The organism is Microbacterium sp. ZW T6_19 (assembly GCF_044987465.1).
Lineage (GTDB): Bacteria > Actinomycetota > Actinomycetes > Actinomycetales > Microbacteriaceae > Microbacterium > Microbacterium natoriense_A.
Map to the genome: position 1 here is coordinate 194,738 of NZ_JBJDRH010000004.1, position 12,007 is coordinate 206,744.

Below are 12,007 nucleotides of genomic sequence, written 5' to 3' on the forward strand. Positions count from 1 at the left end.
CTCAGCCGGCGTTGCGAGGATGCCGCTTCGCGGCGCGCTCGTTGCCACGACGGTAGTTCCCCGTGACTCTCGCCATGAGCAGTTGAGGGTCGCCCTGCTCGACCTCGATCAGGAACTGGGCGGCGCGGGCTCCGCGCAGCACAGTCGCGGCCTTCCCGTGGTGGCGGATGACGACGTCGCCGGCGCGCAGCACGTAGTCGAATCCGGCCGGGCTTCCCATGACGTGATCGTATCCTCTCGCGAGGGTGTGCAGTCTGCTCAGCGGATTGCACGCAAGCGCCGTGCGGATGCGCGCCATGCGCAGTGATGAGTGAACCGTTTGCCCAGTCGCCCGCATCCGTTCTAGTGTTGCGCGACAGCGGTCGACGACGACCGACCGATCGGATCTCAGCAAGGACGCTCTGACGAATGACTCTTCCCTCCCGCGCCGGACTCGATGCGGTACCCGCATACCGTCAGGGTCGCTCGGCTCCGGCCGGCGCCTCCAAGCTCTCGTCGAACGAATCCCCGCATCCGCCGCTGGCCTCCGTGCGGGAAGCGGTGCAAGACGCCCTGGGCAGCATCAACCGCTACCCGGACATGAGTGCTGCAGCGCTGCGCACGCGGCTCGCCGACCGCTACGGGATCGACCCTCGACTGGTGACCGTCGGCGCCGGCTCGGTGGAACTCGCGGCGCAGCTCATCCACGCCGTGGCCGGTGAGGGCGATGAGGTCATGTTCGCGTGGCGGTCGTTCGAGGCCTACCCGTCGCTCGTGCGCATCGCAGGCGCGACCCCGATCGCCGTGCCGCTGAATGCCGAGCATGCCCACGACCTCGACGCGATGCTCGCCGCGATCACGCCGCGCACCCGTGCGATCTTCGTGTGCAATCCGAACAACCCCACCGGCACAGTCGTGAGCGCAGCAGAGCTCGAGCGCTTCGTCTCAGCCGTGCCGCACGACATCCTCGTCGTGATCGACGAGGCATACGTGCATTTCGACCGGACCGACAGCTACGGAGCGGGCATCGAGCTCTTCCGACAGCATCCGCACGTCGCGGTGCTGCACACCTTCTCGAAGGCCTACGGGCTCGCCGGCCTTCGCATCGGCTACGCGATCTCGCCTCTCGAGGTCGCCGAGAACCAGCGCAAGGTCGCTGTGCCGTTCGGTGTGAGCGACCTCGCGCAGGCAGCGGCCCGCGCGTCGCTGGATGCCGAGGATGAACTCGCCGCGCGGATCCATGAGGTCGTGACCCAGCGCGACCGACTGCGCGCTCTGCTCGCCGACGCCGGCTGGCCCGCGATCGCTTCGCAGGCGAACTTCGTGTGGGTGCCCGCGGGGGAGCGCACCGAGGAACTCGAGGCGCTGCTCCGCGAGGGCGGGGTGATCACGCGCGTCTTCCCGGGCGAAGGCGTGCGCATTTCTTCCGGCAGCATCGAAGACATCGACCGCGTGGCAGCCACGCTCGTTCGCACGGAGGCGATCGCATGACCGAGGTTCCCACCACGACGACCACGACCAAGGGCCTGCACCCGGGTCTCACTCGCCGGCAGATATCCATGATGGGCCTCGGCGGAGCGATCGGCGCCGGTCTCTTCGTCGGCTCCGGACAGGCGATCAGCATCGCCGGGCCCGCCGTGCTGGTCTCCTATCTCGTCGCCGGCGGCATCGTCGTGCTGGTGATGGCCATGCTCGCCGAGATGGTCGCCGCCCGTCCCAGCTCGGGAGCCTTCAGCTCTTATGCGCAGAAGGCCATGGGGCGCAGCGCGGGCAGCGCGGTCGGCTGGCTGTACTGGATACAGCTCGTGGTCGTGATCGCGGCCGAGGCTACCGGCGCAGGAGGCATCGTCGCAGGATGGGTTCCCGCGATCCCGGCCTGGGTCTGGGTGCTGGTCTTCGTGGCCGCGCTCACCGCCGTGAACCTGTTCGGCGTACGCAACTACGGACGCTTCGAGTTCTGGTTCGCGGCGATCAAGGTGGCTGCCATCATCGCCTTCCTGATCGTCGGCGTGTGCGCGATCCTCGGCCTCGTCCCCGGCGTCCCCGCCACCGGCGTCGGCAACGTGGTCGCACACGACGGTTTCGCACCGAACGGGATGACCGGCGTCGCCGCGGCACTGCTGATCGTCGTGTTCGCCTTCGGAGGCACCGAGGTCGTCGCGATCGCGGCCGCCGAATCCGACGACCCCTCGCGAAACATCCGCAGGATCGTCCGCGAGGTGCTCGTGCGCATCCTCATCTTCTACGTCGGCTCGATCTTCGTGATCGTCGCCGTGCTTCCCTGGAACGATCCCGCCGTCAAGGCTGGACCGTTCTCGGCCGTGCTCGACACTCTGAACGTCCCCGGCGTCGGGCTCGTGATGGATCTCATCGTCGTGATCGCCCTGCTCTCGGCGATGAACGCGAACATCTACGGCGCCTCTCGGATGGCCTACTCGCTCGGCGAGCGCGGCCTCGCGCCGCTCGCCGCGACCCGCACCACCGTCAACGGCGTGCCGTTCGTCGCGGTGCTGGCCTCGGTGGTCTTCGGGTTCGTGACCGTCGCGCTGAACTGGGCGTTCCCGGACACCGTGCTGCCGGCGCTCCTCAACGTCGTCGGCTCGACGCTGCTCGTGATCTGGACGTCGACCGCGGTTTCGCAGATCATCCTCCGTCGTCGTGCCGACCGGTCGGGCGAGGTGATGCCGATGCGCATGTGGGGATTCCCGTGGCTGTCGTGGCTGTGCCTGGTGCTGCTGGCGGGCGTCATCGCCCTCACCATGATCGACCCGGCGGCCCGCATCCAGCTGCTCCTGACGATCGGACTGACGGCCCTGCTCCTGATCGTCGCCCGTCTCACACGCGCGGTGGCGCGGCCCGGAGTCGTCAGGGAGCCGTGACGTGCAGATCGATCGACTCGACGCCGCACTGATCCGTTTACTCACCGAGGAACCTCAGCTGCCGATCCTGGAGTGCGCCCGCCGGCTCGGCATCGCTCGCGGCGCCGCGACCAGCCGGCTCGCGCGTCTGCACGAGGGCGGCGTGATCGATGCGATCGTTCCCCGCATCGAGCCCGGCGGGTTCGGGTACGGGCTCGTGGCGTTCTGCCTGGTCGAGATCGATCAGAAGGTGGGACACGACGAGGTCGCGGCGGCGCTCGCGGACGCGGTGCCCGAGATCGTCGACATGCACACCGTCACCGGGGCGAGCGACATGCAGCTGCGGCTCGTGGCGCGAGACGCCGTGCAGCTGCAGGACGTGCTCGACCGGGTGGCCGTCGTGCCCGGCGTCGCGCGCACGGCGTCATCCATCGCGATGCGCACGCATCTCTCGGGGCGTGTGCTGCCCTTGGTCGCGCACGTCGCCGAGGCCGAGGCCGAGAAGAGCTAGCTCAGACCCAGCCCGGCAGCCAGTTGTGCAGCAGCCAGAAGTCGTATGGCACGCTCATGCCGGTCCACACCGGATAGAAGAACGCAGACACGAGCACGGCGAACACGAGGAAGACCGTGACCGTGCGCTCGCCGGCATGGCGCCGGTACAGGGGATCGTCCCGTCGTCCGGCGATAACTCGCATCGTCATCGCGAGGCCGAGCACGAGGAACGGCATCATCGCCACGGTGTAGAACTGGAAGATCGTGCGCTCGGGGAACATCAGCCACGGCACGTAGGTCGCCGCCAGTCCGATGAGCGGGAAGGTGAGGGCGGGCTCGATCGGGCGCTTCTGGATCCAGGCCCGCACCAGGCGGTAGAGGAGATACACGGATGCCGCGACGGCCGCGTACCAGATCAGGGGATTCGGGATGCTGCTGATCACGGCGATGCAGTGATCCGTGCCGCAGCCCGCCGGATCGCTGCCGACCCACACAGCCGTCGGGCGCAGCAGGAACGGCCACTCCCAGGCGGGGCTCGCGTAAGGGTGGCCGCTGCTGAGGCCGACGTGGAAGTTCAGGATGGCCTGGTGATACCGGAACAGCGAGATGAAGGGGTTCGGGTCGAGGTCGCGGTTGTAGCCGCCTGCGGTGACGAGCCAGCCCGTCCAGCTCGCGAGGTAGACGGCGAACGCGGGGACGACCAGCAGCACGAACGACACCGGTCCCTGACGGAATGCCGCCGCTGTCGGCCACAGGACGACCCCCGCACGGCGGCGGGCGAGAGCATCCGTCACCACGACGTACAGTCCGAAGGCCGCCAGCACGTACAGGCCGGACCACTTCACGGCGCACGCCGCGCCGAGAGCGAGGCCGGCCGCGACGAGCCATGGGCGGCGCCAGAGCACGCGCCCCCACATCGGCTCGGGCTCGTCCTCATCGGGTCTCTCCAGCAGCGGGATCGTGCGCGCTCTGTCGTGCAGGATGAACAGCACGCCGAGCATGATGAAGAAGGTGAGGATGCCGTCGAGCAGGGCGATGCGGCTCAGCACGATGCTGAGGCCGTCGATCGCGAGGAGACCGCCGGCGACGGTCGCGACGACGACGGAGCCGGTGAGCTTGCGAGCGATGAGATACGTGAGCAGCACCGTGCCGGTGCCGAGAAGGGCGGTCGCGAGGCGCCAGCCGACGCTGTTGTCGGGTCCACCGAGAGCCATTCCCAGAGCGATCAGCCACTTGCCCAGCGGCGGGTGCACGATGAACGAGCCCTTGGGGTCGAGGGGGAGCTGCTGCAGGGTGATGAACGCCTCGTTCGCGTTCTCGCCCCAGGTGCCCTCGTAGCCGAGCGTCCACAGCGACCAGGCGTCCTTCACGTAATACGTCTCGTCGAAGGCGAGTTGGTGAGGATGGCCGAGATTGACCAGGCGCAGCACCGCCGCCACCAGGGTGACGACGAGGGGCGCGAACCATGCGATCATCCGTCCCCAGTCGGGGGTGCGCAGGATGCTGTCGCGCAGCTGCCCGTAGCGTGTGAGGCGCTCGTCGGGGGGTGGCAGCAGCGGGGCAGGTTCAGTCACCGCTACAGCCTAGACAACGCGCATAGGCTGAGCGTGTGATCATTCTCGCCGCCACGCCCATCGGAAATCTCGGCGACGCCTCTCGGCGGCTGATCGAGGTGCTCGAGAACGCCGAGGTCGTCGTCGCGGAGGACACGCGAACGACCGGGCGGCTCCTGCAGGCCCTGAAGATCGAGAACCGACCGCGGTTGATCGCCTTGCACGACCACAACGAGAAGCAGAAGTCGGGAGAGCTCGCGGCTCTGGCTCTGGAGTCGGACGTGGTCGTCGTCAGCGACGCGGGGATGCCCGCGATCAGCGACCCCGGGTACGGGCTGGTCGCCGAAGCCGTCGCCCAGGGCGTCACGGTCACAGCGATCCCGGGCCCGAGCGCGGTGCTGATGGCCCTCGCGATCTCGGGGCTGCCCACCGACCGTTTTACCTTCGAGGGATTCCTGCCGCGCAAGCCGGGGGAGCGGCGCTCGACGCTGCGTGCCCTCGCGGCCGAGCCGCGCACGATGGTGTTCTTCGAGTCGCCGTCGCGGCTCGCGTCCTCGCTCGTCGACATGGGCGCGGCCTTCGGCGACGAACGCCGGATCGCGGTGTGCCGGGAGCTGACGAAATTCTACGAAGAGGTGCGCCGGGGGACCGCCGCAGAGCTCGCGGCGTGGGCCGCCGATGGAGTGAAGGGCGAGATCGTCGTCGTCGTTGAGGGGGCGGCCGCCCGAGTCGCCTCGGCGGACGACGCGCTCACCCAGGTGCAGGCTCTCGTGGCCTCCGGCATCCGCTTGAAGGACGCCGCCGCCGAAGTCGCCGGGCTCACCGGGCTGTCCTCCCGCGACCTGTACCAGTCCGCGCTCGCCGCCCGGAAGTCATGATCTCTTCAGACTCGAGCATCGCAGCGGCGTATGGCAGCAGAGCGGCCGAGTACATCGAGATCGCCGGCGTTCTGGAGCAGATGGACGAAAGGGACGTCGCCGCGGTCGTGCGCTGGCGGGACGAGACGACTGGTCCTCTGCTGGATGTCGGATGCGGGCCCGGGCAGTGGACGGCGCTCCTCGCAGAGGACGGGCGGGACGCGCGCGGGATCGACCTGACGGAGAGCTTCGTGGCCTTCGCGCGCTCGACGTACCCCGGGCTCCCGTTCGAGGTGGGATCCTTCCGCCGTATCCCTGTGCCGACAGCATCTCTCGGCGGCATCCTCTCGTGGTACTCGCTGATCCACACTCCGCCCGCCGAGGTGCACGACGTCCTCTCCGAGTTCGCACGCGCTCTCGCACCGGGCGGCGGTCTTCTGATCGGATTCTTCGAGGGGGAGCCGCGCGAGCCCTTCGCGCATGCCGTGGCCCCGGCGTACTACTGGAACCAGGAGACGCTCGGGGAGCTGCTGGTGGATGCCGGCTTCGTGGTCACGGGCGGCGAACGCCGTGCCCGTGAGCCCGGGGAGATCAGCGCGCGACCGCACGCCTCCGTGACCGCCGTCATCCCTCGATCGGCAGGCTGAGCGCGTACCCTCGGACCATGGTGCGGGAGCGAGTGCGTACAGGACCGAGGCCGGGCGTCCTCGGCATCGTGTCGGTGCTGCTCGGCACGGGGCTCGGTGAGGTCGTCGCGGCTTTCCTGCTGCCGTCCGCCAGTCCCTTCGCGGCCGTCGGCGGAGCGCTGATCGACATCGCCCCCAGCTGGGCGAAGGACACCGCGATCGCGTGGTTCGGCACCGGCGACAAGGCGGCGCTGCTCGTGGGAATCGCCGTGGTCCTCCTGGCAGTGGCGTTCGCAGCCGGGATGCTGGAGCGACGCCGGCCGCCGCTGGGCGCAGTGGCCTTCGCCGCGCTCGGCGTCGTCGGCGCGGTGATCGCCGTCGTCCGCTCGGACGGAGCGCTGCTCGCCGCGATCCCAGCGCTCCTCGCGGGCGGCGTGGCGGCGCTGACGGTTCGCGGGCTCATCTCGCTCAGCGAGCGCGAGGAGGAGCCGGAGCGGCGGAAGTTCCTGGTCTGGACGGCCGTGGCGACGGCATCCGGCCTGCTCGCGCTCGCCGTATCGAACGTCGCCCGCACCGCCTCGCAGAGCGTGGAGACGATTCGCAGCGCGCTCCGCCTGCCGAAGCCGGCGGCGGCCGCGCCGCAGGTGCCGCAGGCCGCCGAGCTGGGCATCCCGGGGCTCGCGCCCGTGGTCACGCCCAACGCCGACTTCTACCGCATCGACACCGCGCTGATCGTCCCGCAGGTGGATCCGGCCGACTGGAGTCTGCGCGTGCACGGCATGGTCGACCGCGAGGTCGTGCTCACCTGGGACGATCTGCTCGCATCGCCCCTGCAGGAGGCTGACGTGACGCTCGCATGCGTGTCGAACACCGTCGGCGGCGATCTGATCGGCAACGCCCGCTGGCTCGGGCTGCCGGTGCGGGACGTGCTCACTCGCGCCGGTGTGCATGCGGATGCCGACATGGTGCTCTCGACATCGATCGACGGGTTCACGGCATCCACTCCGCTCGAGGCTCTCACCGACGAGCGCGACTCGCTGCTTGCGGTCGGCATGAACGGCGAGCCGCTCCCCGTCGAGCACGGCTTCCCGGTGCGGCTCGTGGTGCCAGGACTCTACGGCTACGTGTCGGCCACGAAGTGGGTGACCGAACTCGAGGTCACCCGGTTCGATCGCGCCACCGCGTACTGGACCACTCGCGGCTGGTCGGAGCGGGGGCCGATCAAACTGCAGTCGCGTATCGACGTGCCGCGCGGTTCCGTCGACGCCGGCGAGGTGGTGATCGCCGGGATGGCCTGGCAGCAGCACGTCGGCGTCGACGGCGTCGAGGTGCGCATCGACGGCGGCGAGTGGCAGCGGGCGACCCTGGCTGCGGCGATCTCCGACGACACCTGGGTGCAGTGGCACCTCGCCTGGACGGCCGAGAGCGGTTCGCATGAGATCGAATGCCGCGCGATCGGCGCCGACGCGGTCACCCAGACAGATGCTGCAGCGCCGCCTGCTCCGGACGGCGCGACGGGGTGGCACCGCATCACCATCGCAGTGCGCTGACCCGGCGTAACCCGCTTCGGCATCCCACCTAGAATTGACCCCATGCCCGCAGGCGAATCCTTCTACATCACCACGCCCATCTACTACCCCTCCGATGTGCCTCACATCGGCCACGGGTACACCTCGGTGGCGGTCGACGCGCTCGCGCGCTGGCATCGTCAGAGCGGCGACGACACCTGGATGCTGACGGGCACCGACGAGCACGGCCAGAAGATGCTCCGCGCCGCAGCGGCGAACAACGTCACGCCGCAGGAGTGGGTCGACAAGCTCGTCACCGAGGCGTGGTTCCCGCTGCTGAAGACCCTCGATGTCGCGAACGACGACTTCATCCGCACCACGCAGGAGCGGCATGAGGAGCGCGTGAAGAAATTCGTCCAGGCCATCTACGACCGCGGCTACATCTACGCGGGCGAGTACGAGGCGCTCTACTGCGTCGGCTGCGAGGAGTTCAAGCCCGAGTCGGAGATCCTCGACGGAACGGGGCCCTTCGAGGGCCTGAAGGTCTGCGCGATCCACTCCAAGCCGCTCGAGCTGCTGCAGGAGAAGAACTACTTCTTCAAGCTCAGCGAATTCCAGGACCGCCTGCTCGAGCTCTACAAGACCGAGCCCGACTTCGTGCGCCCGGAGTCCGCGCGCAACGAGGTCGTCTCGTTCGTGCGGCAGGGGCTGAAGGACCTGTCGATCTCGCGCTCCGCATTCGACTGGGGCATCGAGGTGCCGTGGGACAGCTCGCACGTCATCTACGTGTGGGTCGATGCGCTGCTCAACTACGCCACGGCAGTCGGCTACGGCGAGGACGAGGAGACCTTCGCCCGCCGATGGCCCGCATATCACGTGGTCGGCAAGGACATCCTGCGCTTCCACGCCGTCATCTGGCCGGCGATGCTGATGGCCGCAGGTCTCGACGTGCCCAAGGGCGTGTTCGCGCACGGCTGGCTGCTCGTCGGCGGCGAGAAGATGTCGAAGTCGAAGCTCACCGGCATCGCGCCGACCGAGATCACCGATGTCTTCGGCTCCGACGCCTACCGCTTCTACTTCCTCTCGGCGATCGCGTTCGGACAGGACGGCTCGTTCTCGTGGGAGGATCTGTCGGCCCGCTACCAGGCCGAGCTCGCCAACGGGTTCGGCAACCTCGCATCGCGCACGACCGCGATGATCGAGAAGTACTTCGAGGGCATCGTGCCGCCCGCAGCCGAGTACACCGAGAAGGACCTCGAGATCCAGCGGATCGTGGCGGACGCGGCGAAGAACGCGGATGCCGCGATCGAGCAGTTCCGCATCGACGAGGCCATCAAGGAGATCTGGACGATCGTCGACGCCCTGAACGGATACATCACCGAAAACGAGCCGTGGGCGCTCGCCCGCGACGAGGAGCAGCGGGGGCGACTCGGCACCGTGCTGTACACGTGCGCCGAGGGCCTGCGGGCACTCGCCGTGCTGCTGTCGCCGGTGATGCCGCAGTCGACCGAGAAGCTCTGGGTCGCGCTGGGCGCCGCCGAATCGATCGGTCGTCTGCAGGACCAGCCGCTCCGCGAGGCTGGCGCGTGGGGCGTGCTGCGCTCCGGCACCAGCGTCAACGGCCTCGCGCCGCTGTTCCCGCGGGTCGAGCAGGGGGTCTGAGCATGAGTTCCGAAGCCCGCCAGTCCGCAGAGGTCCCCGGTTCGCCGCAGGACGTCGCCGCCAGAGTCGAGCAGGCGCTGCTCGCCGAGAAGTGCACGATCACCCAGCGGTTCCCCGAGGCGCTCGCGGTGAACTTCACGACGCGCAAGACGATGCTCTCCTGGGAGCTCGAGGGGCAGATCGTGGTCTCTCCGGGCGCCGCAGGCAGCCGCATCGACCTGGTTCTCAACACGCACCACAACCGTCCGGTCGCACTCATGGACGGCGCGAAGAACGCGAAGAGCGCCAAGAAGCTCATGGAGAAGATCACGGCGTCGCTCTGATGGTCGAGACCTACGTGCGGGAGCGCTCGGGCGACGGGCGCAAGGACTTGAAGTATCCGCCGGCGCCCGAGCCGCTCGCCGTCGCGGTCTATGACAACCACGCGCACCTGGAGATCCTCGACGGCGATGAGCCGCTGTCGCTGAGCGAGCAGCTCGATCGCGCCGCCGCCGCCGGCATCGCCGGTGTCGTGCAGGCCTCTGGCGACATCGAGTCGTCGCGCTGGGCCGTCGAGGCCGCGGCATCCGATCCCCGGGTGCTCGCCGCCGTGGCGATCCATCCGAACGACGCGCCGACGTATGCCGAGCAGGGAATGCTCGACGAGGCGATCAGGGTGATCGACGAACTCGCTGCTCACCCGCGCACACGGGCGATCGGGGAGACCGGCCTGGACTTCTTCCGCACCGAACCGGAGCGCCGCGCGCCGCAGTTCGAGTCCTTCGAGGCGCACATCGCGCTGGCGAAGAAGCACGGCATCGCGATGCAGATCCACGATCGCGACGCGCATGTGGCGGTCCTCGAGACCCTGACCCGCGTCGGAGCCCCCGAGAAGACGGTGTTCCACTGCTATTCGGGCGACGACGCGATGGCGAGGATCTGCGCGGATGCCGGCTACCACCTGTCGTTCGCGGGCAACGTCACCTTCAAGAACGCGCAGAACCTGCGCGATGCGCTCGCGGTGACGCCGCTCGATCGCGTCCTCGTCGAGACCGACGCTCCGTTCCTCACCCCGACGCCGCTGCGCGGTCGCCCGAATGCGCCCTACCTCGTGCCGATCACGGTGCGGTTCATGGCCGCAGAACTGAATCTCGACGTCGACGAGCTGTGCGCACAGCTCGCCGAGAACACTCTGCGGGTCTACGGCTCCTTCACCGACTGATCCGGATCTTCGACCGGCCGGGCGCTCACGATCTGTGAGATCGGGCGCCACACGAGCACGAGCGTGAGCGCCGCTCCGACGAAGGCGAACCACCACGGCGCGGTGAGACCCCAGATCTCGGCGATCACGCCGCCGAGAGCCTGGCCGATCACCATGCCGCCGAACACCCCCACCATGTTCACGGACGACACGCGACCTTGCAGCTCGTGCGGCACCAGCCTTTGCCGAACGGTCGTCGAGATCGTGCCCCAGACGAAGGCGTAGGCGCCGAACACGAACATGATCACGAGCGCGACCCAGCCGACCGTCGTGAGGGCGAACGCGAGGTGCATGAGCACCTCGAGAGACAGGACGACGCGCATGAGGGTCGCGAACGACACGTGGCGTTCGAGCCAGCCGAAGCTCACGGTCGCCAGCAGACCTCCGGCCGCGGACGCCGTGGTGAGGGCGCCGTAGCCGATGGCCCCCATGTGCAGGTGCTCTGTCGCGTAGAGCACGAGCACGCCCCACGGCGCTGCCCAGGTCACGTTGAAGACGAGGATGATGAGCACCAGCATCCGTACCGGCGGATTGCGCCAGAGCCAGCGCAGACCCTCGGCGATGTCGGTGTGCACGTGCGACTTCTCGGTCGCTGAGTCCGTCGAAGCGCGCGGTGGCACGGGCGTGCGCGCCATGCGCGAGATCAGCACCACGGCCAGCGCGACGCAGACGACTTCGAGCAGGAATGGCCACGCGGTGCCTGCGGCGAACAGGAACGCCCCGAGCGGGGGACCGGCGAACTGGTTCGCGACGAGATAGCCCGCCTGAAGCCGCGCGTTGCCGATGCCGAGATCCGCGGGCTTCACGATCATCGGCAGCAGCGTGCTGCCCGCCGTGTCGACGAACACCTCGGCCGTGCCGTACAGGAACGCGGTGGCCAGCACGATCCCGATGTTCGCGGTGCCGGTGAACAGGAACACGCACAGCGCCAGCAGCACGACGGCACGCGCTCCGTTCGCGAGCATCACGAGCCGTCGGCGGTCGAAGCGATCGGCGATGGCGCCCGCGTGCAACCCGAAGACCAGCCAGGGCAGGAACTGCAGGATGGCGCCCGCGGCCACGAGGATCGGCGACGACGTCATGGAGGCGATCAACAACGGCGCCGCGGCCAGAGCGACCCCGTCGCCGACGTTGCTGGTCCACGAAGACGCGAGCAGCCACCGGAAATCGGCGCCCATGCGTCGAGGCGCGATCACGTCACCGAGGGAGGGCATCCCAGAAGACTACTGAGG

General features: G+C 68.8%; 12 protein-coding genes. 9 read left to right on the forward strand and 3 right to left on the reverse strand.

Annotation, left to right across the window (positions count from 1 at the left end):
• Position 1: 1 nt before the first annotated feature.
• Positions 2-220: a hypothetical protein gene (locus ACI3KT_RS07970; RefSeq protein WP_292907867.1), complete on the reverse strand. Its 219-nt coding sequence runs from the start codon at positions 218-220 to the stop codon at positions 2-4.
• A gap of 188 nt (positions 221-408) precedes the next feature.
• Here ACI3KT_RS07970 and ACI3KT_RS07975 point away from each other — a divergent pair, with 188 nt between their 5' ends.
• From ACI3KT_RS07975 to ACI3KT_RS07985, 3 genes are read left to right on the forward strand one after another with little or no spacing between them, the layout of a single operon-like run.
• Entirely contained in the window at positions 409-1,470 is a 1,062-nt protein-coding gene (locus ACI3KT_RS07975) for a histidinol-phosphate transaminase (protein WP_404903496.1), read from the forward strand.
• Positions 1,467-2,858: an amino acid permease gene (locus ACI3KT_RS07980; protein ID WP_307298219.1), complete on the forward strand. Its 1,392-nt coding sequence runs from the start codon at positions 1,467-1,469 to the stop codon at positions 2,856-2,858. Before ACI3KT_RS07975 ends, ACI3KT_RS07980 begins: the two co-directional genes overlap by 4 nt.
• A gap of 1 nt (position 2,859) precedes the next feature.
• On the forward strand, positions 2,860-3,348 hold the full coding sequence (locus ACI3KT_RS07985) for an Lrp/AsnC family transcriptional regulator (protein ID WP_404903497.1): 489 nt from the start codon (positions 2,860-2,862) through the stop codon (positions 3,346-3,348).
• Position 3,349: 1 nt separating this feature from the next.
• On the opposite strand, the gene ACI3KT_RS07990 is transcribed toward ACI3KT_RS07985, so the two are convergent.
• Positions 3,350-4,903 carry a dolichyl-phosphate-mannose--protein mannosyltransferase gene (locus ACI3KT_RS07990; protein ID WP_404903498.1) on the reverse strand — a complete coding sequence of 518 codons (1,554 nt, stop codon included), beginning with the start codon at positions 4,901-4,903 and terminating at the stop codon, positions 3,350-3,352.
• Between the two features lie 35 nt (positions 4,904-4,938).
• On the opposite strand from ACI3KT_RS07990, the gene rsmI reads away from it, so the two are divergent.
• From rsmI to ACI3KT_RS08020, 6 genes are read left to right on the forward strand one after another with little or no spacing between them, the layout of a single operon-like run.
• The gene (rsmI, locus tag ACI3KT_RS07995) at positions 4,939-5,760 is read left to right on the forward strand and encodes a 16S rRNA (cytidine(1402)-2'-O)-methyltransferase (protein WP_292907859.1); all 822 of its coding nucleotides are present in this window, start codon (positions 4,939-4,941) and stop codon (positions 5,758-5,760) included.
• Positions 5,757-6,386 carry a class I SAM-dependent methyltransferase gene (locus tag ACI3KT_RS08000; RefSeq protein ID WP_404903500.1) on the forward strand — a complete coding sequence of 210 codons (630 nt, stop codon included), beginning with the start codon at positions 5,757-5,759 and terminating at the stop codon, positions 6,384-6,386. Before rsmI ends, ACI3KT_RS08000 begins: the two co-directional genes overlap by 4 nt.
• 17 nt (positions 6,387-6,403) lie before the next feature.
• Positions 6,404-7,915: a molybdopterin-dependent oxidoreductase gene (locus tag ACI3KT_RS08005; protein WP_404903502.1), complete on the forward strand. Its 1,512-nt coding sequence runs from the start codon at positions 6,404-6,406 to the stop codon at positions 7,913-7,915.
• A gap of 42 nt (positions 7,916-7,957) precedes the next feature.
• The gene (gene metG, locus ACI3KT_RS08010; RefSeq protein ID WP_404903503.1) at positions 7,958-9,535 is read left to right on the forward strand and encodes a methionine--tRNA ligase; all 1,578 of its coding nucleotides are present in this window, start codon (positions 7,958-7,960) and stop codon (positions 9,533-9,535) included.
• A 2-nt stretch (positions 9,536-9,537) separates the two neighbouring features.
• A complete protein-coding gene (locus ACI3KT_RS08015) occupies positions 9,538-9,858 on the forward strand; it encodes a hypothetical protein (RefSeq protein ID WP_404903505.1) in 321 nt (106 codons plus the stop codon).
• Positions 9,858-10,736, forward strand: coding sequence for a TatD family hydrolase (locus tag ACI3KT_RS08020; protein WP_404903507.1), 879 nt, complete (start codon positions 9,858-9,860; stop codon positions 10,734-10,736). Before ACI3KT_RS08015 ends, ACI3KT_RS08020 begins: the two co-directional genes overlap by 1 nt.
• On the opposite strand, the gene ACI3KT_RS08025 is transcribed toward ACI3KT_RS08020, so the two are convergent.
• Positions 10,715-11,989: an MFS transporter gene (locus tag ACI3KT_RS08025; RefSeq protein ID WP_404903509.1), complete on the reverse strand. Its 1,275-nt coding sequence runs from the start codon at positions 11,987-11,989 to the stop codon at positions 10,715-10,717. The genes ACI3KT_RS08020 and ACI3KT_RS08025 overlap by 22 nt on opposite strands.
• Positions 11,990-12,007: the final 18 nt, after the last annotated feature.

Excerpts from the sequence above, each read along its gene's own strand:
- ACI3KT_RS07970 (WP_292907867.1), bottom strand. The coding sequence starts at position 220 with ATGGGAAGCCCGGCCGGATTCGACTACGTGCTGCGCGCCGGCGACGTC.
- ACI3KT_RS08020 (WP_404903507.1), top strand. The coding sequence starts at position 9,858 with ATGGTCGAGACCTACGTGCGGGAGCGCTCGGGCGACGGGCGCAAGGAC.
- ACI3KT_RS07975 (WP_404903496.1), top strand. The coding sequence starts at position 409 with ATGACTCTTCCCTCCCGCGCCGGACTCGATGCGGTACCCGCATACCGT.
- ACI3KT_RS08025 (WP_404903509.1), bottom strand. The coding sequence starts at position 11,989 with ATGCCCTCCCTCGGTGACGTGATCGCGCCTCGACGCATGGGCGCCGAT.
- ACI3KT_RS08000 (WP_404903500.1), top strand. The coding sequence starts at position 5,757 with ATGATCTCTTCAGACTCGAGCATCGCAGCGGCGTATGGCAGCAGAGCG.
- ACI3KT_RS08005 (WP_404903502.1), top strand. The coding sequence starts at position 6,404 with ATGGTGCGGGAGCGAGTGCGTACAGGACCGAGGCCGGGCGTCCTCGGC.
- ACI3KT_RS07980 (WP_307298219.1), top strand. The coding sequence starts at position 1,467 with ATGACCGAGGTTCCCACCACGACGACCACGACCAAGGGCCTGCACCCG.
- metG (WP_404903503.1), top strand. The coding sequence starts at position 7,958 with ATGCCCGCAGGCGAATCCTTCTACATCACCACGCCCATCTACTACCCC.
- ACI3KT_RS08015 (WP_404903505.1), top strand. The coding sequence starts at position 9,538 with ATGAGTTCCGAAGCCCGCCAGTCCGCAGAGGTCCCCGGTTCGCCGCAG.